Raw genomic sequence first — 23,287 nt, forward strand, 5'->3', positions numbered from 1 at the left:
ATAGGCGCAGCCATCACGACAAGAGGGGTGTATGTCCGCCATGAACATTGCCGCACTCAATCTGCGCCAAGCGATCATGTACAAAATGCAGGGCTCCGATGCCAACGACGTGCAGGAAACGATCACCGACGCGATCGCAAGCGGCCAGGAAAAAACCCTGCCCGGTCTGGGCGTGCTGTTTGAAGTGCTGTGGCAAAACAGCGATCAAGCGGCCCGGCAGAGCATGGTGCAAACAATCGCCGACCATCTGCCGAAACAGGCAAACCCGCCGGTGTAGGGCCGTCTGGACCGGTGCCGGGCCAGAGGGAGAGACGCTGCCGTCTCTCCCTCTGTTTGCGATCTCCTGCATGTCTATGCCGAGTCGGCGCAGCTTGATGCTGCAGTCCACGTGTTGGCATGCAAAAAAGCCGCCCCTGTTTGGCAGGAGCGGCTTCGACAACCCTGTTGCCTATCGGTTGAACAGCCAGAAAACAATCAGAACGATCTGAAATGCGCAGCAGAGCGGCACCACCGTCATGAACAAGGCATGCCGGGTCTTGTGGCGCCACGCCAGCATGCCCAACAGCGCGCCCGCTCCGCCGCCCAACAACGCGGTCAGCAGCAGGCTCGCTTCCGGGACGCGCGGTCCGCCCCGCCGCGCGGAGCGCTTGTCCGCGGCCATCAGGCCGGCGGCGTACACGTTCAGCATCAGGAGCCCCGCCGCCACAAGCGGCAGACGCGTCAGCCACCAGCCGCACAGAACGAGCAGCCAGCCCGCCGCCCATACCCCGTTGCGGCGCTGCCTGTGCGCTTTCAACCATTGATGATGCATGCGTTTATTCCCCTTTTGCCCGAAAGGAGCGGCCAGCTAGAAAAAAGCGGCGAACGGCCCACCCCGCGACGAGCAGCGCGATCACGACGAACAGGGCGCAGAACCCGTAGGAGCGGATCATCGCCACGACCACATCCACGTTTTTCCCGAACACGTAGCCAATCAGATAAAAAACGGTCGTCCACAACAGCCCGATCGGATAGGACAGGAACGCATAGCGGCGATAGGTCATCCCGCCCATGGCGACGATGTAGGGAACCACGTGGCGAACGACGGGAAACAGATAGCTGAAGCAGAGGGCAAACGTCCCGTACTTTTCCACGAGAGCGGTGGAGCGCTCCACCGTATGCCTCATCTTCTCGCTCTTTGACAGCCACTGCAGGATCGGCCGGCCGAAAAACTTCCCCAGCAGGAACCCAATCGTCAATCCGGACGCCACGCCCAGGTAGCCGGCAAGAAACCCATAGACAGGGTCCAGCAGCGCCATGGACGCCAGAAACCCGCCGGTAGCCACAACCAGCTCGTCGGGGATCGGCAAACCGACAATGCCCAGCCAGAGCAAAAAGAAGATGGCCGCATATCCGTATTGCTCGATGATCGACATCAGCATGTTGATTTCCATGACGCAAAATCCCCTATCCTCGCCACTCGGCGGCTTTCTTGTCTGGCCATTGCCGGCAACGTTTCCATTCACGCAACCTTTTTTGAATACGGATCGGCGCGAAAAAAGTTACGCGCGCACCGCCATCCCGTCCGCAGGCTGCCGCGGATGAGCTTTCCTTATTCTAGCAGTTTATATGCTGAAGCACTACCGCAATCCTGTTGTTTTTTCGCCAACTTTTTGTATTCTGCCCCGTTTTTGCCCGCTTACACCAATCCGCTCGCAGCGGCCGCCCGTCTGACCACGACAAAGTCGTTCTCCCGTCCGTCTTCGTACGGAAAATACACCACCAGCACGAAGTCGCCTTCCACCAGTTCACCCGACTTGATCCACGTCTCAATGTCAAAGCTGACGCCGGCCGACAGCGTGTGCTTGAAGAAGTCCTTTTGCTGCGCCGCACGCCGGGCAAAGTCTGGGCGGAGATCCTCCAGCCGCTCGTGCACCGCCTCAAAGGCTGCCTGCATCTCCCGTTTGTCCAGCACGTCGTCCCACCACAGCTTGCGAGGACGGTGCTTTTGCTTGCGCAGGTAGTCAAACTTCATCAGGCTGATCACGTGGTCGAGCCGCTCCACCTCCCGCGTCTCCAGGAAGCGGCGCAGCCGCACAAACAGATCTTCCAACTGGTGGCCGATCCGGCTCCAACCCTGTTCTTCCCAAAAATCGCCAAACGCCTGGAAGAAATCAAACGGCGTCTCGAAGCAGCGGGTCACCAGCCATTCCAGCGTGGTATCCATGCGGTGGGCGTTCCAGTATTTTTCCAGCACGTCCTCCACCCGCTTGATCCGCTGGATGTCGGCAAACGACAGGACGTTGTTGCCGAGAATCTCGTACGGCGCCTCGTCCATGAAAATGTAGCCGTGGTTGGCCGCCCGCGCGCGGACGCCGGTGCCGCGCAGCATTTTCAAAAAGCCGAGCTGCAGTTCCTCGGGGCGCAGCGCAAAGACATCGTTGAAGGTCTTGCGAAACGACTGGTAATCCTCCTCCGGCAGACCGGCGATCAGATCCAGGTGCTGGGCGATTTTGCCCGACTGCTTGATCCGGGTGACGGTGTGGGCCAGACGGTCGAAGCGCTGAATCCGCTGGACCAGCCGGTTGGTCTCGTCGTTGGTGGACTGGACGCCGATTTCAAAGCGGAAAATGCCCGGCGGCGCGTTTTCGGTCAAAAAGTCGAGCACGTCGGCGCGCAGGATGTCAGCGGTGATTTCAAACTGAAAGATCGTGCCGTTGTGGTTGTCGATCAAAAACTGAAAGATTTCCAGCGCGTACTTTTTGTTGATGTTAAACGTGCGGTCGACGAACTTGATCGTCTTGACGCCGTGCCGGATCAGCCGCAGCAGGTCGGCCTTCACCCGCTCCAAACCGAAATAGCGCACGCCGTCTTCAATCGACGACAGGCAGTACTGGCATTTGAACGGACAGCCGCGGGACGCTTCAAAGTAGACGACGCGGTTGTTCAGTTCGTCCAGGTTGTCCGCGTACGGCGACGGGATCGAGTCCAGGTTTTCGATCTGCGCCCGGGGGGCGGTAAAGCGCACGTGCTCCCCTTCGCGGTAGGCAATCCCCGCCACGTCCCGCAGGCGGGGCGGCTCCCCGGTCCGGCGGGATTCGGCGTAGACCTGCAGCAGTTCCAAAAACGTCTGTTCTCCCTCACCGATGACGATCACGTCAAACTCCGGATGCTTTTTCAACCACTCGTCGGCGTCGTAGGTCACCTCCGGCCCGCCCAGCACCACCGGCAGGTCGGGCCGCACCTTTTTCAGGTTGCGGATCACGTCGATCGTCTCGCGGATGTTCCAGATGTAACAGGAAAAGGCGGCAACGTCGGGCTGCCGCTTGTAGATGTCGGCGACGATGTTGAGCGTCACGTCGTTGATGGTGTATTCGACCAGCTCGATGTCGGGAAACGACGGCTGGGCGTAGCTTCGCAAGTAACGCAGCGCCAGGGAGGAGTGAATGTACTTGGCGTTCAGCGTAGACAGTAAAATCTTCATGTGTCTGTCGACTCTCCTTGAAATACGTGCTTCTTCTATCCGTAACCGTAACACAAGCCGCCGGCAGCGGCAAATGAAGATCCTGGGCCCCGGCGGCCCCTCCCGCCTACTTGTTCAGTTCCCGGACGACGTGCCCCAGCTCGGGCACGATCAGCCGGGTCATCGCCAGCCGCACCGCGCCGGTGGAGCCGGGCGTGGAAAAAATCGCCTTTCCCTTCCGGGTGCCGGCAATGGCCCGGCTCAATATCGCCGCCGAACCGATGTCCTCGGTGTAGCTGAGCATGCGAAACAGTTCGCCAAACCCGGGCATTTCCTTTTCCAGCAGCCTGGAGACGGCCTCAAACGTGTTGTCGCGCGGAGAGATGCCGGTGCCGCCGTTCAAGAGGATCACCTGCACCTCCGGATGGGCGATCCCGGCTTCGATCGCCGCCTCCACCTCCGCCGGCTCGTCCTTGACGATCCGGTACAAGATCACGGCATGGCCGGCCTCCTCCAAGAGCTCCTTCATCAGCTTTCCGCTTTTGTCCGTCTCCTCGGTGCGCGTGTCGGAAACGGTGATCACCATGCAGCCCACCCGTTTGGGGGCTTCCGCTTTATGTTCCTGTGTACTCATCGCCACTCTCCCTCTCCTGTCTTGGCAGGCTGTTGTTCTCCCGGTTGGGAACAGAACGGTCGCCGCTTGACCGGAACGGCCCGGTCTCGTCTGAAGCCATGATACCATGTACAGGGAAGCCTATCCAGTCAGGAGCGGGAGACCCTATACCCGTTCCCCGGCCGCATCCGCTATAATGAGGAAATCGAGAGACGGACGAAACGGACAAGGGAGCACGAGAACGATGGCGAATCGTCCTTTTTTTGCGGTTCACTTTCACAAGCGGTCGAACACACCGCTCTACGTCCAGTTGGCCGAACAACTGCGGACGGCTCTCCTGCGGGGCGCTTTTCTCGTCGGCGGGGAGCAGTTGATCTCGCTTCGGGAGATGAAAGCGGTCAGCGGCTGTTCGCTGGAAACGGTCAAAAAAGCGTACGATCACCTCGTGGCGGACGGATGGCTGGAGGCGGTGCACGGCAAAGGGTACTTCTTGACGGCGAAGGCGAAACAGGCGCGGGACTGCACACGACTGCCGCTGACCGACATTCCGCTCGCTTCGCTGGTCGACTCGACGCCCCAGCCGGGAGCGGAGCTGATGCGGCGGCTGCGCGTCGCGTTCTACGAGAGCGTGAGCGTGCTGCTGGATCGGCCCGACGAAAAAAAAGCGCGCCGCTCGCAAGCGGCGGAGGTGTTCGCCGGCCATTTGGCCCGGCGCGGCATCCCGCACGTCCCGGAACGGCTGCTGCTGTTCAACCGCAGCGTCAGCGGCTTTTCTTTCCTGGTCCAGCAGGTGATGAAACGGACTGACGTCGTGTTCGTCGAAGCGTACAGCTATCCCGTGTTTATGGCCATGCTGCGGCACAGCGGCATCGAGGTCCGGGCGATTCGGCTGGACGACGAAGGAATCTGTCCCGAGGCGCTGGAGGCGGCGCAGCGGGAACGGCCGGCCGACTGGCTGATGGTCAATCCGCACCACCACTTTCCGACCGGTATCAGCTACTCGCCGCGACGGAAGCGATATCTGCTGGAATGGGCGGAACGGCACGGCGTCCGCCTGCTGGAAAACGATCATCACGGCGACCTCTGGTTTCGCCGCCCCGGCCGGACGCTGTACCGGTTGGCGGCGGAGGCGGGCAGTCCGGTTCCGGTCTACTACCTCCATTCCTTTTCCAAGACCCTCGCCCCCGACGTTCAGTTGGGCGTGCTCGCTCTTCCCTGGGTCATGGCCGGCGAAGAGCGGGAGCGGCTTCGCCAGTTCGTTACCCTCATGGGTGCCGAGCCTCCCCTGGTGGTGCTGGAGGCGGCCGCCCGGCTGCTGGCCGATCCGTGGTTTGCCGAGGTGTATCTGCCGGAACGCCGGGCCTTGTTTTCATCCCGCTGGCAGTGTCTCCTGCAGGAACAGCGGCAGGCGCTGCCGAAGCATGCCCGCATCCTGCCGATCAGCGGCGGGCTGAACACCTGGATCGAATGGGGGACGGCCAGTCCGCTCGCCGCCAGCCAGGAGGCGCGAATCGTCTCCCTGCTGCGCGAGGAGGGACTGGAGCTGATGCCGGGCCAAGCCTTTCGCCTGCCGGACGAACCGGTCGGCATCGTCCGCCGCCCCGCCGTTCGGTTTCCGCTTTCTCCGCTGGATGAGCGGGAACTGAAACACTGACTGCACCGGCTGGGAGCAGCGATGCTCCGCTGATCGGTGCGAAAAATCCTGTTTTCTTTTCCAGCGGTCTCCATTATACTTGCAGCATCTGACGCCATACATACTAGTACGGAAAGAATCTCCTGTGCGGCCCGCCAAAATCGGACAAAATTGAGGAATGATTGCGCATGATTCAGAACTTCAAGGAAAACCTGCGCCTTGACCCTCCCAAGACGCTGGTGCTTGGCTTTGCCCTGATCATTCTCCTGGGCACCATGCTGCTGACGCTGCCCGCCGCCACCGTCAACGGACAGGGGCTTCCCTGGCTGGACGCGCTGTTCACAGCCACGTCGGCCACCTGCGTAACCGGACTGGTGGTGGTGGACACCGGCACGACCTTTACGCTGTTCGGCCAGCTTGTCATCCTCGCCCTGATCCAGGTCGGCGGGCTCGGCTTCATGACGGTTGCCACCTTTTTTGCCCTGCTGATGCGGAAGCGGATCTCGCTGCGCGAACGCCTGCTGCTGCAGGAGTCGCTCAATCTGGTCTCGATCGAAGGCATCGTACGGCTGTCCAAAATGATCATCATCTTTTCCGCCTTGACCGAAGCCATCGGCGGTCTGATCCTGGGCCTCCGGTTCTCGTTTGACATGCCGCTCGGCAAAGCCTTTTATTTCGGAATCTTTCACGCCATCTCCAACTTCAACAACGCAGGTTTTGACCTGATGGGCGACTTCTCCAGCCTCACCCGCTACGTGGAAGATCCGGTCGTAAACCTGGTCGTCTGTTCGCTGATCGTATTGGGGGGGATCGGATTTATCGTCGTCAGCGAAGTGTACGAGTACCGCCGCACCCATCGGCTGTCGCTGCACACGAAAGTGGTGCTGTCCACGACAGCCGCGCTGATTGCGGTCGGGGCCGTGCTGATTTTCCTGCTGGAGTACACCAACCCGAAAACCCTGCAGCCGCTCTCCCCGCTGGGCAAGGTGCTGGCCTCGCTGTACCAGTCGATCACGCCCCGCACGGCCGGCTCCAATACGCTGAACATCGGCGACATGCGGCAGTCGTCGCTGTTCCTCATCATCGTGCTGATGTTCATCGGGGCATCTCCCGGGTCGACGGGCGGCGGGATCAAGACGACCACGTTTGCCACGCTTATCGGGGCCGTGATCGCGCAGATCAGGGGAAAAGAGGACGTCATCTTCTACCGCCAGCGCATTTTGCCGCACATGATTTACAAATCGCTGACGGTCACCATCAGCGGGCTGTTCGTCGTGATGGCCGTAACCATGGCCCTCTCCATCACCGAAGCGGGGGCGGAGTTTCAGATGATTCTCTTTGAGGTGACGTCCGCATTTGCCACCACGGGACTGTCGATGGGATTGACGCCGATGCTGTCGCCCATCGGCAAAATCCTGATCGTGCTAACCATGTTTGCCGGACGGGTGGGGCCGCTGACCATCGCCTTTGCCCTGGCCCAGCGGAAACAAAAGGAATACTACCGCTACCCGAAAGGCAAGATCATGATCGGGTAAACGCAGCAAGAAAGGCACCGTCCAACCAGCGAAGTTGTACGGTGCCCTGCTTTTTTCTAGAAGCCCCACCAGTAACGGTGCATCCCGCTGGCGTATTGGGTGGCAAGCGTTTGGCGGAACGAGCTCTGCGCCAGTTTGGACGCGTCGGATGCGTTGGAGATGAAACCGGTCTCGCCCAGTGTCGCCGGCATGTTGGTATAGGTCAGCACGTAGTACGCATATTCTTTCACCCCTCTGGGATTGGCAAAGGAACTTTTCAATTGGTTGTACGTTTCCGTAGCCAATCGCTTGCCGTTTACCGATCCGGGGTACGCGTACGTTTCGACTCCGTTGGCCGAAGCGTCCGTCGCGGCATTGATGTGCATGGAGACGAAGAAGTCGGCATTCTGGGCGTTGGCAAATGACGTCCGGCTGGACAGCGAAACGGTTGTGTCGGAGCTTCTCGTCATGTACACCGTGGCCGGATAATTGGCCACAATGTAGTTCTTGGCCCGAAGACCGATGTCCAGCGTCAAGTCCTTCTCTTTCAACCCGTTGCCCACCGCGCCCGGGTCGTCCCCGCCATGCCCGGGGTCGATGACGATGACAGGATTGGCGGCCAGTTGGAATGATTCCTTGTCAAAGACGCGCTTGTCCGCTTCCTCCCGCTTTTGCGGGTCGTAGTTGTGTGGGGCAGGCTCGCTGTCCCACGCGGGTTCGTCGGCGATTTCCCTCTCGGCAAACGCGGGAGCGGCAGCCGCCAAACTGCTCACAACGAGTGTGGAGACCAGCAGTTTTGACCATTTCATACCCAATCTCTCCTTTACTGGTTTTTTCTATACGAAACGACTTTTCGTCTCGGATAGACTACGCAGGCGGTTGGAAAAACAGCTGCAGCCGTACAGGCAGATCGCTCCAGAACGCCCAAAACCGATTCTTTTTCAAATTTTCCGGAAATACCCGGTACGGATTTGCCCTTTTCTGCTCCTCCAGCCATTTCCCGTACACCGCCGATTCTTTCTCCAGATAGAGGGCCCGGTAGATCTTCCCCCTCACTTCCGCAAGGCTTTGCGTCTTGGCCGGCATCGTCTCAACCGGCAAAAACCAATACGTCCACTGTTCGTAGACGACCGGACCGACGACCTGCTTCACGGGCGAGCGAAACACGGCATCAGCAGCAGCTTCGCCGACATTCGCGGACAGCTCGGATTGCGAAACCCATTCATAGAATCCGGCCCGTCCCTCCAGGTCGCTGCCGTATTCTTTTAATAGGGAGGGAAAACGTTCTGTGGTGATGGTTTTCAGCTTGTCCATCCACGGCTTGTCATCTTGTCCCGCCCGGACGTAATAGATGGTGCGCAGTTCGGGAATGCGAAACGACTCGAGGTGGTCCCGGTAGTAGCTGTTCACTTCTTCCTCGGTCACCGTGATCTCCCCGGTTACCCTCCGCTTCACTTCAAACCCGATCAGAGCCCGCCGAATGTTCGTGACGCTGTCCGCTTCCGTCATGTTCATCTGCCGCAGTGCTTGTTCGCGCTCCTCTTTCGTGCTCCCCAACTGCTTCATGTGTTCGTCGATGAAACGCTGGTCAATCTGGACGCCCATTTGTCTCCCCTTGTAGAGAACCAATTCTTCCAAACTGCGCTGTTCCAGCAGCCTTTCCTCCTCTTCCGGCGTGTGCGGCCTCCCTTGAACATAGAGGGGTTTGATCCTTTCCCAATCGTCTTTGCGGAAGATTTGATCGCCGGCAACAAAGAGAAGAGGCTGGTACACCGCCATCGCGTAGATCAGCATCGCTGTCAGCGACAGGAATGCCGCGTACAGAGGAAGCCATTTCTTGCGCGGTTTCATCCGATCACCTGCACCCTGACATGGATAAAATTAAGCAATCAGTAAAAATATACCCGATCCCATAGTAACAGAAGTTTCCAATTTTAGGAATACATATTTTTGAATATTGTTTATTTTCCTTCTTTTTAGAGGCGGAAAAGGGTGACGCACCTCCGAAAGCAGAACATGCAGCCTTCTTCTCGTGAAGAGGCTGCATGTTCCTGTAACGGGTGTGGCCCCCCTCCTCAGCCCATCGGCCGAAGAGACGGGGTTTTTCGCGCGGTCATGCGGCCGGCCAGCAGTGCGGCCGCGCTCCACAGACCGCTCACGTACAGCGGATCGATGCCGGTCGCGGGCAACAGCCACCACGCCCAGGCGAGCGCGAGCAGCGGCGCTCCCCAGACCGCCAGGACCGCCCAACGCCGCTCCACCGGCGAAATGTGAAAGAGGTAGAACAGCACCGGAAAGAAGATCGTCACGCCTCGGAGCGTCATGGCCAAAAACGCCCAGTGCAAGATCAGCGCGTTTTCGTCCAGGCAGACCAGCGCGTAGGCGACCGCGATGACGCCCAGGATCAGCGCCCGGGACAGGCGCAGCCTGCTCTCCTCCGAACGGAACCGGGCGGTGTAGCGCTGGATCACATCCCGGTTGAGGATCGTGGCGATGCTCAGCGCAAGCGCCGCCCCGGTCATCACGACGGACAGGAGAATAACGGCATAAGCGGCACCCGCCAGCCAGGACGGCGCATGGGTCAGGAAAAACATCGGAACGGCCTCGCGCGGCGCCAGCTCGGGGTGGGTGTCGTGCATGTACAGGCCGATCCAGGCGCTGACCAGGCCGATCAGGATGATGACCAGACCGGCCGCGACAGAACCGCTGCGCGCCTCTCGTTCACTGCGGCTCGCAAAGATGGGCTGCAGATAGGCCTGCGTGGAAAAAATCCCCACGATCATCGACGCTCCCTGCACCCATCCCAGCCCGGCCTCGGGAACCACCAGGGAAAGGCGCCCCTGCTGCCACCAGCGGACGATCGTCTCTCCGCCCAACTGTCCCCACAGCCAGGCACCCGTTCCCAGCAGGAGGAGGATCAGCATAACCGTTTTCAGCGTGCCGACGATACTCGCTCCCATAAATCCCCCGGCCAGCACGTAGGCGAAGATCAGCGCGGCGGGAATCAGCGCCAGCAGCGGCAGCGGAGCCTTCCAGAAGACGGAGACAAACGGCAGGGCGGCCAACAACTGCGCGATCACCTGGATAAACATCCCCAGCGAGAGAAACAGGCTGGCCCCAAGCTGGGCCCGTCCGCCATACTGCGTGCCGATCAGTTCGGGCAGCGTTTCCACCTGCAGTCGGAGAAAGCGGCCGGCACACAATCCGAGCAGGATGACAGCCACCCCGCCCCCCAGCGTAAACCACACGGCGGCCAGTCCGTGCCGGAAAGCAAGCTCGCCCGTGCCGACAATCGACGTGCCGCCGACAAATCCGCCGACGAGTGCCCCGGCCACCATCCCCGCCGACAGGGAACCGCCGGCGTTGCTGAAGTCGCTGCTGCGGCGAACGGATCGTTTGGCGATCAGGCCGGCAGCGATCGTACACGCCAGAATGGCGACAAAACTGAGAAGAAATCCAAGCGAAGACACGATGCCACCTCTTTTGCACAAGTCACGAAATTGCGACTCATTCTATGAATGATTGTAGTATATGACGAGAACGGGTACAGTGACAAGTGGAAACCGTCCGGCCTGAGGACAGAACAAACCGCCAATCGTGGTAAGGAAAGACCCTGCCCTCCGTCCAATCCGTCGGACGGAGAAACAGGGTCTTTTTTGGGTTCTGTGTTCTTATCGGGAAATGGCTTGGCTTTGGAGCGCTTCGCGGACCAGGCGGCCCATCTCCGCCGTGCCGATCGCCCGGCTGCGGTCGGCGGCGATGTCGCCGGTGCGATGTCCCGCCTCCAGCACCGACCAGACCGCCCGCTCCACCGCGTCCGCCGCCGCGTCCATCCCGAACGAGAGGCGCAGCATCATCGCCGCGGAGAGAATCGTCGCCAGCGGATTGGCTATACCCTGGCCGGCGATGTCCGGCGCCGAACCGTGAACCGGTTCGTACAGCCCGAAGCTGCCTTCCGCCAGGCTGGCCGACGCCAGCATGCCGATCGAGCCGGTCAGCATCGCGGCCTGGTCGCTCAGGATGTCACCGAACATGTTTTCCGTGACAATCACGTCAAACTGCTTGGGCGCGCGAACGAGCTGCATCGCGCACGCGTCCACCAGCATGTGGGACAGCTCCACATCGGGGTAGTCGGCCGCCACGCGTTCGGTCACCTTGCGCCACAGGCGGGAGCTTTCCAGGACGTTGGCCTTGTCGACCGAGACGAGGCGCTTCTGCCGCTTGCGGGCAATGTCAAAAGCCACTCGTACAATGCGCTCGATCTCCGCTTCGTGGTAGATGCACTGGTCTTCCGCCACTTCGCCGTTCGGCCCGTCATAGCGCTTTTTCTCGCCGAAGTAAATGCCGCCGGTCAGCTCCCGGACGACGATCAGATCGACGCCGGAGACCACTTCCGGTTTCAGCGAGGAGGCCTCCACCAGCGATGGGTGCATCGTCGCCGGCCGGATGTTGGCGAACAGCCCCAACGCCTTGCGGATGCCGAGCAGCCCCGCCTCCGGACGGAGATGGCCGGGATTCTGATCCCACTTGGGACCGCCCACGGCGCCGAGCAGCACCGCGTCCGCCTCCTTGGCGATCGTCAATGTCTCTTCCGGCAGCGGCGTGCCGTCCGTGTCGATGGCGATTCCGCCGATCCGGCCGTGCTTGAATTCAAACGTAACTCCTTCCCGTTCCGCCACCAGGGCGAGGACCTTGACCGCTTCCTCCATGATCTCCGGTCCGATTCCATCCCCGGGCAGAACGGCGATGCGATAGGTTTTCTTCATCTTCATCCCGCTTTTCTGTGTATAGTTGTTTCTATTATATATAGATCCTCTGTACACTCTTTTTTTCCGAACCTGTTTGGTTTCTCTTCCATCCTATCCTGCCGCCCCCGTCAGTTGGCGGCCACCGTCATCGTCTCTTTGCGCTCCAGGATCTTGTTGACGGCCCGCACATACGCGATGGCGCTCGCCTCCAGCACGTCGGTGCTGACCCCGCGGCCGGTGACGGTAAGGTCCCCCTGCTGCAGGCGGACGAATACTTCCCCGAGCGCGTCCTTGCCGTGCGTGACGGAGAGGATCTTGTAGTCCGTCAGGGTGACCTCTTCGCCTGTCGCCCGGTCGATCGCCTTGTAGATCGAGTCGACGGAGCCATTGCCGCACGCCGCTTCCTCGCACACCGTACCGTCGGCCCGCACCAGTCTGACGCTGGCCGTCGGCAGGGAGATGTTGCCATAGGAGAGCTGCACCGACTCCAGCCGGTACATCTCCGTTCCGCGAACCATCTTGGCGTCAACCAGCGCGAGGATGTCGTCGTCGCTGACCTCTTTTTTCTTGTCGCACAATTCCTTGAAGGCGGCAAACGCGGCGTCGATTTCGTCCTGTTCCAGGTGGTAGCCCAGTTCCACCAGCTTCTCCTTGAAGGCGTGGCGGCCGGAGTGTTTGCCCAGCACCAGTTTGTTCGACTTGAAGCCGACCGTCTCCGGACGGATGATTTCGTAGGTGGACGCCTCTTTCAGGACGCCGTCCTGGTGAATGCCGGACTCGTGGGCAAACGCGTTGGCCCCTACCACCGCCTTGTTGCCCGGTACGATCATCCCGGTCAGACGGCTGACCAGTTGGCTGGTGCGGGCAATCTCTTTCAGGTTGAGCTTGGTCGTGGCCTGGTAAAAGTCCTTGCGGGTCTCCAACGCCAGCGCCACTTCTTCCAGTGCGGCGTTGCCCGCCCGCTCGCCGATGCCGTTGATCGTGCCTTCCACCTGGGTCGCCCCCGCTTCAATCGCCGCCAGGCTGTTGGCCACGGCCATGCCGAGATCGTCATGACAGTGACAGCTCAGGCGGATCCGGTCGATGCCGGGGACGCGCTGGCGCAGTTCGCGGAAGATGTTGCCGTACTCGTACGGCGTCATGTAGCCGACCGTGTCGGGGATGTTGACGGTGGTGGCGCCCGCCTTGATGACCGCTTCCACCACTTCCGCCAAAAAGTCGATCTCCGTGCGGGCCGCGTCCTCCGCAGAGAACTGGACCTGCGCAAAGTACTTCTTCGCGTAGGTGACCGCCTCCACCGCCCGCGCCAGCACCTGCTCCTTGCTCATCCGCAGTTTGTACTGGCGATGGATCGGCGAGGTCGCGATAAAGACGTGGAGGCAGGCGTCCTGCGCGTGGCGCAGCGCCTCGTACGCCTTATCCATGTCGTCCTTGACGGCACGGGCGAGGCTGACGATGGTGGAATGCTTCACCCGCTTTGCCACTTCGGCCACGGACTTTTGATCGCCCGGGGAGGCAGCGGCAAAGCCCGCCTCGATTCTCGTTACGCCCAGCTTCTCCAGTTGAAGGGCGATCTCCACCTTTTCGTTCGTGCTGATGTTGACGCCCGGAGACTGCTCCCCGTCGCGCAATGTCGTATCAAAAATCTCAATGGTCCGCATGAACTCTCCACCTCCACTGGTTTCCCCGTTGCCGGGCATTTGTCGGCCGGATCAGCAGGCTGTTACTGACCGACCTTCGCTTCTTCTTTTTTTGTCTCGTTGTTCAGCCAGGACATCATGCTGCGCAGCTTCGCGCCCACCTGTTCGATGCCGTGTTCCGCTTCCAGGCGGCGGCGTGCGTTGAAGGCCGGACGGTTTGCCTGGTTCTCCAGGATCCAGTTGCGGGCAAACGTGCCGTCCTGGATTTCGGCGAGCACTTTTTTCATTTCCTTTCGCGTCTCTTCCGTGATGATGCGGCGTCCGGTGCTGTAGTCGCCGTATTCCGCGGTGTCGCTGATGGAGTAGCGCATGCGGGCGAGGCCGCCTTCGTACATCAGGTCGACGATCAGCTTCAGCTCGTGCAGACATTCGAAGTAGGCGATCTCCGGCTTGTAGCCCGCTTCCACCAGGGTGTCGAAGCCCGCTTTCACCAGTTCGCTGACGCCGCCGCAGAGAACGGCCTGTTCCCCGAACAGGTCGGTTTCGGTCTCTTCGCGGAAGGTCGTTTCGATGACGCCCGCCTTGGTGCAGCCGATGCCGCTCGCGTAGGCCAGCGCCGTCTCTTTCGCCTGGCCGGACGCATCCTGGTGGACTGCGATCAGGCCAGGCACGCCAAAGCCTTCCTGGAAGACGCGGCGCACGAGGTGACCCGGGCTCTTCGGCGCCACCATGATCACGTCGACGTCGGCCGGCGGCACGATCTGGCCGAAGTGGATGTTGAAGCCGTGGGAGAAGCAGAGCGTAGCCCCCGCTTTCAGGTTGGGCGCGATCTCGTCGCGGTACACCTGGGCCTGGCGTTCATCCGGCATGAGGATTTGCACCACGTCGGCGCGGCTGGCCGCTTCGGCCACGGTTACCACTTGGAAGCCGTCCTTTACCGCCTGGTCCCAGGATTTGCCCGGACGCAGGCCGACGATCACCTGATGGCCGCTGTCGCGCAGGTTCTGCGCCTGCGCGTGCCCTTGGCTGCCGTAGCCGATGATGGCGATGGTCTTGCCTCGCAGTGCCTCTTTGTTTACGTCTGCTTCGTAGTACATGTTCACCATGTGTATAGCCTCCTTAAAAATGTTTAGATGGAATCACTATTCTGAATTTGACCGCTGCCGCTTACACGGTCACCGGCGACGGTACCACGCTGCGCGCCATCGCGAGCGTGCCGGTTCGCGTCAGTTCGAGGACGCCGTAGCTCTGCAGGAGCACCAGCAGGGCATCGATTTTCTCCGTATCGCCGGTCACCTGCACGATCAGCGAGGTGGGGCCGACGTCGACGATCGCCGCCCGGAACGGTTCGACGATGCCGTTCAGTTCCGCAAGCTGGCTCGGCGTGGCGCTCACCTTGATCAGCGCCAGCTCCCGCGACACGAACGGATTCTCGCTCAGGTTGGTCACGGAGATCACGTCGATCAGTTTGGACAACTGCTTCATCAACTGGTCGATCTTCTGTTCGTCGCCCCCGGTGGTGATGATCATCCGGGAGAGGCCCGGCTCTTCGCTGGCGCCCACCGTGATGCTGTCGATGTTGAAGCCGCGCTGACCAAACAGATTGGCGACGCGCGTCAACACCCCGGGGTAGTCGTTGACGAGTACCGCAATCGTATGTCGCTGCATCTATTCGTCCCCCAATACCATTTGATCTAATGTGCTGCCCGCCGCCACCATCGGGTAGACGTTTTCCTCCTGGGCCACCCGGAAGTCCACGACCACCGGACCGTCATGCCGGAGCGCTTCCGCCCAGACGGCTTCCGCCTCCTGCGGCGTGGAAGCTCGCAGCCCTTTGACGCCGTACGCTTCCGCCAGCTTGACGAAGTCGGGGCTGCAGGTCAGGTCGATCTGGCTGTAGCGGTTGTCGTAGAACAGTTCCTGCCACTGGCGCACCATGCCGAGGCACTGGTTGTTGATGATCGCTACCTTGACCGGCGTGTTGTACTGGGCGAGAATCGCCAGCTCCTGGTTGGTCATCTGGAAGCCGCCGTCCCCCACCACCGCGATGACGGTGCGGTCCGGATGGGCGATTTGTGCCCCGATCGCCGCCGGGAAGCCGAATCCCATCGTGCCGAGGCCGCCGGAGGAGATGAGCGAGCGGGCGTGCTTGAACTTGTAGTACTGCGCCACCCACATCTGGTGCTGGCCGACGTCGGTGGTGACGATCGCTTCCCCGTTGGTGGAACGGTACAAGAGCTCGATGACCGCCTGCGGCTTCAGCACCTGATCGTCGTGTTTGTAGCGGTACGGATGCTGCTCCTGCCACTGTTTCAACTGGGCGATCCACGCTTCCGAGTCGCACGCGGTGACGAACGGCAGCGCCTTTTGCAGTGTGCTCTTCACGTCGCCTGCCACCATGACGGCCGTGGCCACGTTTTTGCCCAATTCCGCCGGGTCGATGTCGACGTGGACGATTCGTGCCTTGGGGGCAAACTCCTTGGTGCGCCCCATCGTGATCCGGTCGTCGAAGCGTGCGCCGAGGCCGATCACACAGTCGGCGTTGAGCAGCGCCTGGTTGGCGGTGTAGCTGCCGTGCATGCCCGGCATGCCGAGCGCCAATTCGTGGACGCCCGGGAAGCCGCCCAGTCCCATGAAGGTGTTGATCACCGGGATCCGCGTCTTTTCCGCGAAGGCGAGCAGTTCCCGGTCGGCTCCCGCCGAGATGATCCCGCCGCCGGCCAGAATGACCGGGCGCTTCGCTTCCCGGATCGCCGCGACGAACGCGTGCACGTCTTCATCGCTCGGCACCAGGGACGCGCGGTAGCCGCGAATCTCCACCGTTTCCGGATAGGTGAACGGCGCCCTGGCGTTGCTCACATCCTTGGGGATGTCGATCAGGACCGGTCCCGGTCGCCCCGTCGTGGCAATGTAGAACGCCTCCTTGACGATGCGCGGCAGGTCGCGGACGTCGCGAACGAAGTAGCTGTGCTTGGTGATCGGAATCGTGATCCCCGTGATGTTGGCCTCCTGGAAGGCATCGGTGCCGATCAGGTGCTGGGGCACGTTGCCGGTGATACAGACCAGCGGCACGGAATCCATCTGGGCGGTGGCGATGCCGGTCACCAGGTTGGTCGCGCCCGGGCCCGAGGTGGCGATGACGACGCCCGGCTTGCCGGTCGCCCGCGCATACCCGTCGGCCGCGTGAATCGCGCCCTGCTCGTGACGGGTCAGGATGTGCTTGAAGTAGCTGCCGTACAGGGAGTCGTAAATCGGCAGCACCGCACCGCCCGGATAGCCAAAGATGTACTCCACCTGCTCCAGGATGAGACAGCGCAGAAGCGTCTCCGCCCCCGTCACCTCCTCACCGAACCGGACCGGCGGCATGCCGCTTTTCCCCTGCAATTCGGCGATTTGAACACTCATTTTCTCTCCTCCTCCCATGTCTTTGCCCATATTGAAAAAACCTATTGGCTAATAGAAAAACCCTTTCGCCCCGACACGGTTTTGGTTCCATGTCTGCTTGGGGCGAAAGGGTTCGCGGTACCACCCAACTTCATCGGCGCCTCACGGTCGGCCGATCTCAGCCAGTCACATTCATCGACTGCAACACGCTAACGGGTGTCAAACGGCCTTGCCTACTGATCCTCGCGGAGGAGCGACGTTCAGCAAGACGGCTCGGAGGCGAGCAGTGCGGTCGCTTTCTTTACCCATTCTCAGCTCCCTGGGCTCTCTGTAAAAGAAGAGGCGGGCACCTTCCTCGTCACAGCCTGTGTTTATGCCAATATTGCTAATTTTGAAGTTATCAGAAAATAAAGTGTTACGTCTGATTATAGCCACGTGCCCAAGGGGTGTCAACGAAATAAAAAACATTTTGCCAGACTTTTGTCCGAACGAATGTTCAGTCAAAAACAGCGCAGCGGCGCGGTTTTTTCGTGTAAGCGGATACATGGGGACCCGTTCCTTGTCTCCGCTTTGCCGACCTGGACCCTGCCTCTGACGCAGCCCCGATATGAGCACGGTGCGGTTTCCTTTTTACGCGGCCCGGCTGTACGGGAGCGATTGCGGGATCAGCAAAAAAAGCCCGGGGGGAATCCCCGGACCCGCTTCCTCGATGATTGGGCTGCCCCCGCGCCCTTACGATTCGGTGCGGCCCGATTCGGCCAGCCCGGTGATCAGCACTTGGGCCACCTCGGGCCGGGTAATCTCGGGCGGCGGCGTCTGCCCGCTTTTCAGCATCTGCCGCACGTTGGTCCCGGACAGCGCCACGTGCCGTTCCGCCCCGTGCGGACAGGTCTTGGCCGTGGCCATCCCCTGGCAGGCCGTGCAGTAAAAGCTGTGCTCGAAAAAGAGCGGCTGGATGCCCAGCTCGCCCGGCGAAAACGCGGAGAAAATGTGCTGGGCGTCGTAAGTTCCGTAAAAGCTGCCCACGCCGGCGTGATCGCGGCCGACGATGAAATGGGTGCAGCCGTAATTTTTGCGCACGAGCGCGTGGAACACCGCTTCCCGCGGACCGGCGTAGCGCATCGCGGCGGGAAAGGCGGCGAGGAAGACGCGCTCCCGGGGATAGTAATGGCGGAGCAGCACCAGATAGCTCTCCATGCGCACGGCGGCCGGCACGTCGTCCGCCTTCGTTTCCCCCATCAGCGGGTTGAGGAACAACCCGTCCACGATTTCCAGCGCCGTTTTCTGAATGTACTCATGCGCCCGGTGCACCGGGTTGCGCGTCTGGAACCCGACGACCGTCTTCCAGCCCTTTTCCTTGAACGCGGCCCTGGTCTGGGCCGGGGTGTAGTAATAGTCGGCAAACCGCTGGGGGATCGGCCGCTGCAGGAGCTCGATCGGGCCGCCCAGATAGAGGGCGGGCTTTGCAAAGAGCTTGTTCACGCCGGGATGGGACGGGTCTTCGGTGCCAAAGACGCGCACCGCCTCCCGCCGTTTGTCCGGCCGGTACCGGCTTTCCACGGTGAGCACGGCGTACGCCTTCCCGTCTTCTCCGCGCAAGAGCAGGCGCTCTCCCTCCCGGACATCCGCGTATTCCGTCTCGTCCACGGCGAGCGTGACCGGCAGCGGCCAAACCGTCCCGTCGGCCAGCCGCATCGTCTCCACGACGGCGTCGTAATCGCGCTCCCCGAGAAAACCGGTGAGCGGAGAAAACGCCCCGATTGCCAAACAATCGAGATCGGACAAGGTCCAGCGATCGACCGTGACACTGCGCAGCCGCTCGCCGCCGCCCGCCGGACCGTCCGCAAGCCGGTTGACCAGCGTGCCCCCGTGCGGCAGAATCGTATGGGTCATGGTCATTCCTCCCTTGGCATTCATTTGTGCAATCCGCACTCCGTCTTGTCAAAGCCCGACCAGCGGCCGGCACGCGGGTCTTCTCCCGGGCGGACGGGCCGCGTGCAGACGCGGCAGCCGATGCTGGGATAATTCCGGTCGTGCAGCGGGTTGTACGGCACGCCGTGCTCGCGGATGTACTGCCAGACCTGCTCGCGGCTCCAATCGGCGAGGGGATTGACCTTGACCAACTGAAACTTTTCGTCCCATTCCGCCTTTTTCGCGCTGGCCCGCGTCGGCGCCTGTTCCCGGCGAATCCCGGTGATCCAGGCGTCATACCCGGCGAGAAATCCGCCCAGCGGCTCCACCTTGCGCAGTCCGCAGCAGAGGTTGGGCTCCCTCTCCCACAGATTGTCGCCGTATTGTTCCGCCTGTTGGGCCAGCGTCAGCTTCGGCAGCACGCGGATAAACTCGATCCCGTACCGCTCCCGGAGACGGTCGCGGACGGCGTAGGTTTCCGGAAAGTGAAGGCCGGTATCGAGATAAAACACGGGGGTGGCGGGCGCCAGCTTGTGCAGCATGTCGATCAGCACCACGTCCTCCGCGCCGAAGCTGGAAGCCAGCGCCACGCGGCCGCCAAACTGTTCGACCGCCCATGCGAGAGCGTCCTCGGGCCGCCCGTTCTCCAATCGGCTGGCCGTCAGGTTCAACTCATCATCCGTAATCCTGCGGCGATGATTCATGCTGATTCTCCCTTCTTGCTAGGCGTTACCCCATCATCATATGAGCCGCCGAGGCAAGTGGAGAGTCGTCCACGCCAAGAAGCGCCGAACCCATGAGCGAGGTGAAAACGCTGCCGGACTTGTGATTCAGTTCGGCGGTTTCATCATCGGCCTGCTGAGTCTCGTCGTGGCGATTGTCGTTGCTTTGACGCAAAAAAAGGCTGAAAAAATCGTTTGTATGGTTTTGGGAATATAGACCCAATCACGGCCAGCACTTTTCCAGGTCTCAGGTCGTATCAGCGGCGGGCAGGGCATAAAAAAAAGCACCCGAATGCTCGGATGCTTTTTTGTGCGCAGCGGAAAGCTTACGCGTTCAGTTTGCTTTTTGCCAGAGCTGCCAGATCGTTGAACGCAGCCTTGTCGTTTACCGCCAGGTCAGCCAGCATTTTGCGGTTTACTTCCACGCCGGCTACCTTCAGGCCGTGCATGAGACGGCTGTAGGACAGGCCGTTCAGGCGAGCTTGCGCGTTGATACGGGTGATCCACAGTTTGCGGAAGTCGCGCTTTTTCTGACGGCGGTCACGGTATGCGTACAGCAGGGATTTCATTACCTGCGCATTTGCGGATTTAAACAGGCGGTGTTTGGAACCGAAGTATCCTTTCGCCAGTTTCAGGATTTTCTTGTGACGACGGCGTGTAACAATGCCACCTTTTACTCTTGGCATACGTAATTCCTCCTGGTCATTCCAGCATGGCGGCCCCGCTTACGAGGCGCTTAGGGAGCGCATGCTGCGTAATAGTGTGTGGTAGTGCGAAACAATCTTACAGGTACGTAACGAGCTGTTCGATACGTTTTTGGTCGCCTTTGGACACCAGAGCGCCTTTGCGCAGATGGCGTTTCGCCTTGGTGGATTTGTTGGCGAACAAGTGGCTGGTGTAGGCGTGGTCACGCTTCAGCTTTCCGCTACCGGTTTTTTTGAAGCGCTTCGCTGCGCCTTTATGGGTTTTCATTTTCGGCATGGTAGAAATCCTCCTGTCCTAAACGCTGTTTACTTATCCGATTTCGGCGCCAGAATCATGATCATGCTGCGCCCTTCGATCTTCGGCTTACGCTCTGCGACGGCGATGTCCTCGCAAAGGGATGCGACACGCTCCAGGACCTGTTGACCGATTTCGGAGTGGGTGATTTCACGTCCGCGGAAACGGATGGAGCACTTCACCTTGTGATGATCCTCCAAAAACTTGCGGACGTTGCGAAGCTTCGTTTGAAAATCGTGTTCCTCAATGTTGGAAGAAAAGCGCACTTCCTTCAGCTCGATGATCTTCTGGTTGCGGCGCGCTTCCTTTTCCTTTTTTGCCTGCTCATACTTGAACTTGCCGTAGTCCATGATACGGCAAACAGGCGGCTTGGCTGTAGGAGCGACGTTCACCAGATCCAAATCGGCTTCCTGCGCAATGCGCAGCGCTTCCCTGAGGGGCACGACACCCAACTGGTTTCCGTCCGGTCCGATCAAGCGGACTTCACGGGCACGAATCGCTTCGTTGACTAACAGTTGATCCTTGCTAATACTTGCCACCTCCGTCAATTTCGAGAAGGAACAAAAATGTGCGAACGCTGACGCGCCCGCACATATCTCACCTAGCAAATTCAACAGATCCACAGTTTGCTTTTGCGTAAGAGTGACCTGTCAACAGTCGTGAAGACGTCGAACCAGGTGAGAAGCTGGGCGCTTCTGCTTGTTTCTCGAAGAATGAAGTTTTTACACTGGATCAATCATACCGTGCAGATTCGATCTTGTCAAGGATTTCATGACAATCGGCGCCGCAGTTGACAGGCCGCCCCCCTGTCCCGGACAGCATTCTTGTGATATTGTCATGGTATACCCCCATACGCAAAGGAGAATGCAGATGCATGTAAAGGTTCTCTTGTTCGCCGCGCTTGCGGAACGGGCCAACCGGCATGAAGCGCTCGTCCCTCTCCCGGAACCGGCCACCGTACATACCCTGCTCGCGGAAGTCGGCAGGCTGCATCCCGAGTTGGCCGACCTGCTTCCCCGCTGCTTCGTTTCCGTCAACCAGGAGTATGCGAACGCCGAGACGCCGATCGGCCCTGGCGACGAAATCGCGATCCTGCCCCCGGTCAGCGGCGGCGAAGACGGACGGTTTCGCATCACCGATCAGCCCTTGTCAGCAGATGCCGTCATCCGGCTGGTCTCCAACCCCCGGGCAGGCGCCGTGCTCACATTTGTCGGAACAGTGCGAGAATTTACACACGGCCAGCGAACGGTCTCGCTCACCTACGAAGCGTACGTGCCGATGGCGATCCAAAAAATGAAGCAGATCGCCGACGAAATCAAGCAGCGCTGGCCGCAGGCGGAAGTGGCCATGCACCACCGCATCGGCGATCTCGCCATTGAGGACATCGCCGTGATCATCGCGGTCGCCACGCCGCACCGCAGCGAATCGTTCGAAGCGGGACGCTATGCGATCGAGAGGCTGAAACAAATCGTGCCGATCTGGAAAAAGGAAATCTGGGAAGACGGCAGCGAGTGGAAAGGCCACCAGCAGGGGCCGTGGAACCCGCTCTCCCGCCCCGAAGACTGACGAATGCAAAAGCGGTCGCCCTCCGCGCATGCGGAAGTGGGGACCGCTCGTTTTGTCATGCTTACCCGCCGATGTGCGACATCTCCACTTTGGGCCGTTTGGGCAGGCCCGGCGTGTGCTTCAACCGCTCCTCCGAGTAGCGGTCGTCGCGGCGGGCCCAGATCGATTGGATGATGTCCCGAATCTCCTCGTCGCTTTTTCCCTCCCGCAGCGGGCCGCGCAAATCTTCCCCGGACGAAGCGAACAGACAGTTGTACATTTTCCCTTCCGCCGACAGCCGGGCGCGCGTACAGGTGGAACAGAAGGCCTGCGTTACGGAGGAGATCAAGCCGATCTCTTGATTCGTACCCGCATACCGGTAGCGCGAAGCCACCTCTCCGAAGTAATTGGGCTCGATCGGCACAAGCGGCATCTCCGCGTGGATCATCCGCACAATCTCGCTGGAGGGTACCACCTGATCCAGTTTCCAGCCGTTGCTGTTGCCCACATCCATGAACTCGATAAAGCGCAGGATGTGCCCTTTTTCGCGGAAATAACGGGCCATCGGAAGAATGTCCTGGTCGTTGACGCCGCGCTGCACCACCATGTTGATTTTGACCAGAAGGCCGGCTTCTGCCGCCGCATCGATGCCGCGCAGGATGTCCTGCACCCGATATCCTCTGCCGTTGATCCAGCCGAACCGCTCGTCATCCAGGCTGTCCAGGCTGACGGTCACCCTGTCCAATCCCGCCTCCTTCAGTGCCTTGGCATGTTTGGCCAGAAGCGAACCGTTGGTGGTCATGGCGATGTCGCGCACGCCTTCCACCTGGCGAATCATCCTGATCAGATCGGGCAGGTTGTTTCGCATCAGCGGCTCACCGCCGGTGATGCGGATTTTTTCCACCCCGAGCGACGTGAAGATGCAGATCAGACGCGTGATCTCTTCGAACGTCAGCAGCTTGTGCTGCGGCAAAAACGGGTAATCCGGGCCGAAAATTTCGGCAGGCATGCAGTATCGACAGCGAAAATTGCACTTGTCCGTCACGGAAATACGCAAATCTCGGAGAGGACGTTTTCGTGAATCCAACACTTGTTCAGGCATTTCTGATCACTCTCCTGCTTCCATACTAGACCTG

Annotated in this window: 23 protein-coding genes; 5 read left to right on the top strand and 18 right to left on the bottom strand. The window is 60.5% G+C overall.

Annotation, left to right across the window (positions count from 1 at the left end; genetic code table 11):
- Window positions 1-40: 40 nt before the first annotated feature.
- Window positions 41-277 carry a small acid-soluble spore protein SspI gene (sspI, locus tag M516_RS0101995; protein ID WP_029097637.1) on the top strand — a complete coding sequence of 79 codons (237 nt, stop codon included), beginning with the start codon at window positions 41-43 and terminating at the stop codon, window positions 275-277.
- 171 nt (window positions 278-448) lie between these two features.
- On the opposite strand, the gene M516_RS0102000 is transcribed toward sspI, so the two are convergent.
- The 4 genes from M516_RS0102000 to M516_RS0102015 all read right to left on the bottom strand — a co-directional run bounded on the left by M516_RS0102000 (window position 449) and on the right by M516_RS0102015 (window position 4,076).
- Complete coding sequence (locus tag M516_RS0102000) at window positions 449-811, bottom strand: DUF1294 domain-containing protein (RefSeq protein WP_029097638.1); 363 nt, start codon at window positions 809-811, stop codon at window positions 449-451.
- A 4-nt stretch (window positions 812-815) separates the two neighbouring features.
- Window positions 816-1,433 (bottom strand): DedA family protein, encoded by a 618-nt coding sequence (locus M516_RS0102005; RefSeq protein ID WP_029097639.1) that lies wholly within the window; start codon window positions 1,431-1,433, stop codon window positions 816-818.
- 245 nt (window positions 1,434-1,678) lie between these two features.
- Entirely contained in the window at window positions 1,679-3,463 is a 1,785-nt protein-coding gene (locus M516_RS0102010) for a B12-binding domain-containing radical SAM protein (protein ID WP_029097640.1), read from the bottom strand.
- 106 nt (window positions 3,464-3,569) lie between these two features.
- Window positions 3,570-4,076, bottom strand: coding sequence for a MogA/MoaB family molybdenum cofactor biosynthesis protein (locus M516_RS0102015; protein WP_029097641.1), 507 nt, complete (start codon window positions 4,074-4,076; stop codon window positions 3,570-3,572).
- 223 nt (window positions 4,077-4,299) lie between these two features.
- Between M516_RS0102015 and M516_RS0102020 the strand changes: the two genes are divergently transcribed.
- On the top strand, window positions 4,300-5,709 hold the full coding sequence (locus M516_RS0102020; RefSeq protein ID WP_029097642.1) for an aminotransferase-like domain-containing protein: 1,410 nt from the start codon (window positions 4,300-4,302) through the stop codon (window positions 5,707-5,709).
- A gap of 167 nt (window positions 5,710-5,876) precedes the next feature.
- Entirely contained in the window at window positions 5,877-7,223 is a 1,347-nt protein-coding gene (locus M516_RS0102025; RefSeq protein ID WP_029097643.1) for a TrkH family potassium uptake protein, read from the top strand.
- A gap of 56 nt (window positions 7,224-7,279) precedes the next feature.
- Here the strand turns inward: M516_RS0102025 and M516_RS0102030 are convergent, their stop codons facing one another.
- The 10 genes from M516_RS0102030 to M516_RS0102080 all read right to left on the bottom strand — a co-directional run bounded on the left by M516_RS0102030 (window position 7,280) and on the right by M516_RS0102080 (window position 19,589).
- Entirely contained in the window at window positions 7,280-8,011 is a 732-nt protein-coding gene (locus M516_RS0102030; RefSeq protein WP_029097644.1) for an N-acetylmuramoyl-L-alanine amidase family protein, read from the bottom strand.
- A gap of 58 nt (window positions 8,012-8,069) precedes the next feature.
- Entirely contained in the window at window positions 8,070-9,053 is a 984-nt protein-coding gene (locus M516_RS0102035) for a peptidylprolyl isomerase (RefSeq protein WP_029097645.1), read from the bottom strand.
- Window positions 9,054-9,277: 224 nt separating this feature from the next.
- Window positions 9,278-10,672, bottom strand: coding sequence for a sodium:solute symporter family protein (locus M516_RS0102040; RefSeq protein ID WP_029097646.1), 1,395 nt, complete (start codon window positions 10,670-10,672; stop codon window positions 9,278-9,280).
- Window positions 10,673-10,873: 201 nt separating this feature from the next.
- Complete coding sequence (gene leuB, locus M516_RS0102045) at window positions 10,874-11,968, bottom strand: 3-isopropylmalate dehydrogenase (protein WP_029097647.1); 1,095 nt, start codon at window positions 11,966-11,968, stop codon at window positions 10,874-10,876.
- A 110-nt stretch (window positions 11,969-12,078) separates the two neighbouring features.
- Window positions 12,079-13,611, bottom strand: a complete 1,533-nt coding sequence (locus M516_RS0102050; protein ID WP_029097648.1) for a 2-isopropylmalate synthase — start codon at window positions 13,609-13,611, stop codon at window positions 12,079-12,081.
- Window positions 13,612-13,673: 62 nt separating this feature from the next.
- Window positions 13,674-14,696 carry a ketol-acid reductoisomerase gene (gene ilvC / locus M516_RS0102055; protein ID WP_029097649.1) on the bottom strand — a complete coding sequence of 341 codons (1,023 nt, stop codon included), beginning with the start codon at window positions 14,694-14,696 and terminating at the stop codon, window positions 13,674-13,676.
- 61 nt (window positions 14,697-14,757) lie between these two features.
- Window positions 14,758-15,258 (bottom strand): acetolactate synthase small subunit, encoded by a 501-nt coding sequence (ilvN, locus tag M516_RS0102060; protein ID WP_029097650.1) that lies wholly within the window; start codon window positions 15,256-15,258, stop codon window positions 14,758-14,760.
- Window positions 15,259-16,995 (bottom strand): biosynthetic-type acetolactate synthase large subunit, encoded by a 1,737-nt coding sequence (gene ilvB, locus M516_RS0102065; protein WP_029097651.1) that lies wholly within the window; start codon window positions 16,993-16,995, stop codon window positions 15,259-15,261.
- A gap of 711 nt (window positions 16,996-17,706) precedes the next feature.
- Entirely contained in the window at window positions 17,707-18,867 is a 1,161-nt protein-coding gene (gene sat, locus M516_RS0102075; protein ID WP_029097653.1) for a sulfate adenylyltransferase, read from the bottom strand.
- Between the two features lie 20 nt (window positions 18,868-18,887).
- Complete coding sequence (locus M516_RS0102080) at window positions 18,888-19,589, bottom strand: phosphoadenylyl-sulfate reductase (RefSeq protein WP_029097654.1); 702 nt, start codon at window positions 19,587-19,589, stop codon at window positions 18,888-18,890.
- A gap of 40 nt (window positions 19,590-19,629) precedes the next feature.
- Between M516_RS0102080 and M516_RS25845 the strand changes: the two genes are divergently transcribed.
- The gene (locus tag M516_RS25845) at window positions 19,630-19,824 is read left to right on the top strand and encodes a putative holin-like toxin (RefSeq protein ID WP_238550895.1); all 195 of its coding nucleotides are present in this window, start codon (window positions 19,630-19,632) and stop codon (window positions 19,822-19,824) included.
- A gap of 109 nt (window positions 19,825-19,933) precedes the next feature.
- On the opposite strand, the gene rplT is transcribed toward M516_RS25845, so the two are convergent.
- The 3 genes from rplT to infC all read right to left on the bottom strand — a co-directional run bounded on the left by rplT (window position 19,934) and on the right by infC (window position 21,145).
- Window positions 19,934-20,293, bottom strand: coding sequence for a 50S ribosomal protein L20 (rplT, locus tag M516_RS0102090; protein WP_029097656.1), 360 nt, complete (start codon window positions 20,291-20,293; stop codon window positions 19,934-19,936).
- A gap of 97 nt (window positions 20,294-20,390) precedes the next feature.
- Window positions 20,391-20,588, bottom strand: a complete 198-nt coding sequence (gene rpmI, locus M516_RS0102095; protein WP_029097657.1) for a 50S ribosomal protein L35 — start codon at window positions 20,586-20,588, stop codon at window positions 20,391-20,393.
- Window positions 20,589-20,617: 29 nt separating this feature from the next.
- The gene (gene infC / locus M516_RS0102100) at window positions 20,618-21,145 is read right to left on the bottom strand and encodes a translation initiation factor IF-3 (protein ID WP_081656421.1); all 528 of its coding nucleotides are present in this window, start codon (window positions 21,143-21,145) and stop codon (window positions 20,618-20,620) included.
- A gap of 331 nt (window positions 21,146-21,476) precedes the next feature.
- On the opposite strand from infC, the gene M516_RS0102105 reads away from it, so the two are divergent.
- On the top strand, window positions 21,477-22,172 hold the full coding sequence (locus tag M516_RS0102105; protein ID WP_029097659.1) for a molybdenum cofactor biosynthesis protein: 696 nt from the start codon (window positions 21,477-21,479) through the stop codon (window positions 22,170-22,172).
- Between the two features lie 61 nt (window positions 22,173-22,233).
- On the opposite strand, the gene moaA is transcribed toward M516_RS0102105, so the two are convergent.
- Window positions 22,234-23,253: a GTP 3',8-cyclase MoaA gene (gene moaA / locus M516_RS0102110; protein WP_029097660.1), complete on the bottom strand. Its 1,020-nt coding sequence runs from the start codon at window positions 23,251-23,253 to the stop codon at window positions 22,234-22,236.
- Window positions 23,254-23,287: the final 34 nt, after the last annotated feature.

Origin of the sequence: Brevibacillus thermoruber 423 (assembly GCF_000454065.1) — a bacterium.
Classification (GTDB): domain Bacteria; phylum Bacillota; class Bacilli; order Brevibacillales; family Brevibacillaceae; genus Brevibacillus; species Brevibacillus thermoruber.

Excerpts from the sequence above, each read along its gene's own strand:
- sspI (WP_029097637.1), top strand. The coding sequence starts at position 41 with ATGAACATTGCCGCACTCAATCTGCGCCAAGCGATCATGTACAAAATG.
- M516_RS0102000 (WP_029097638.1), bottom strand. The coding sequence starts at position 811 with ATGCATCATCAATGGTTGAAAGCGCACAGGCAGCGCCGCAACGGGGTA.
- M516_RS0102005 (WP_029097639.1), bottom strand. The coding sequence starts at position 1,433 with ATGGAAATCAACATGCTGATGTCGATCATCGAGCAATACGGATATGCG.
- M516_RS0102010 (WP_029097640.1), bottom strand. The coding sequence starts at position 3,463 with ATGAAGATTTTACTGTCTACGCTGAACGCCAAGTACATTCACTCCTCC.
- M516_RS0102015 (WP_029097641.1), bottom strand. The coding sequence starts at position 4,076 with ATGAGTACACAGGAACATAAAGCGGAAGCCCCCAAACGGGTGGGCTGC.
- M516_RS0102020 (WP_029097642.1), top strand. The coding sequence starts at position 4,300 with ATGGCGAATCGTCCTTTTTTTGCGGTTCACTTTCACAAGCGGTCGAAC.
- M516_RS0102025 (WP_029097643.1), top strand. The coding sequence starts at position 5,877 with ATGATTCAGAACTTCAAGGAAAACCTGCGCCTTGACCCTCCCAAGACG.
- M516_RS0102030 (WP_029097644.1), bottom strand. The coding sequence starts at position 8,011 with ATGAAATGGTCAAAACTGCTGGTCTCCACACTCGTTGTGAGCAGTTTG.
- M516_RS0102035 (WP_029097645.1), bottom strand. The coding sequence starts at position 9,053 with ATGAAACCGCGCAAGAAATGGCTTCCTCTGTACGCGGCATTCCTGTCG.
- leuB (WP_029097647.1), bottom strand. The coding sequence starts at position 11,968 with ATGAAGAAAACCTATCGCATCGCCGTTCTGCCCGGGGATGGAATCGGA.
- M516_RS0102050 (WP_029097648.1), bottom strand. The coding sequence starts at position 13,611 with ATGCGGACCATTGAGATTTTTGATACGACATTGCGCGACGGGGAGCAG.
- ilvC (WP_029097649.1), bottom strand. The coding sequence starts at position 14,696 with ATGGTGAACATGTACTACGAAGCAGACGTAAACAAAGAGGCACTGCGA.
- ilvN (WP_029097650.1), bottom strand. The coding sequence starts at position 15,258 with ATGCAGCGACATACGATTGCGGTACTCGTCAACGACTACCCCGGGGTG.
- ilvB (WP_029097651.1), bottom strand. The coding sequence starts at position 16,995 with ATGAGTGTTCAAATCGCCGAATTGCAGGGGAAAAGCGGCATGCCGCCG.
- sat (WP_029097653.1), bottom strand. The coding sequence starts at position 18,867 with ATGACCCATACGATTCTGCCGCACGGGGGCACGCTGGTCAACCGGCTT.
- M516_RS0102080 (WP_029097654.1), bottom strand. The coding sequence starts at position 19,589 with ATGAATCATCGCCGCAGGATTACGGATGATGAGTTGAACCTGACGGCC.
- M516_RS25845 (WP_238550895.1), top strand. The coding sequence starts at position 19,630 with ATGAGCCGCCGAGGCAAGTGGAGAGTCGTCCACGCCAAGAAGCGCCGA.
- rplT (WP_029097656.1), bottom strand. The coding sequence starts at position 20,293 with ATGCCAAGAGTAAAAGGTGGCATTGTTACACGCCGTCGTCACAAGAAA.
- rpmI (WP_029097657.1), bottom strand. The coding sequence starts at position 20,588 with ATGCCGAAAATGAAAACCCATAAAGGCGCAGCGAAGCGCTTCAAAAAA.
- M516_RS0102105 (WP_029097659.1), top strand. The coding sequence starts at position 21,477 with ATGCATGTAAAGGTTCTCTTGTTCGCCGCGCTTGCGGAACGGGCCAAC.
- moaA (WP_029097660.1), bottom strand. The coding sequence starts at position 23,253 with ATGCCTGAACAAGTGTTGGATTCACGAAAACGTCCTCTCCGAGATTTG.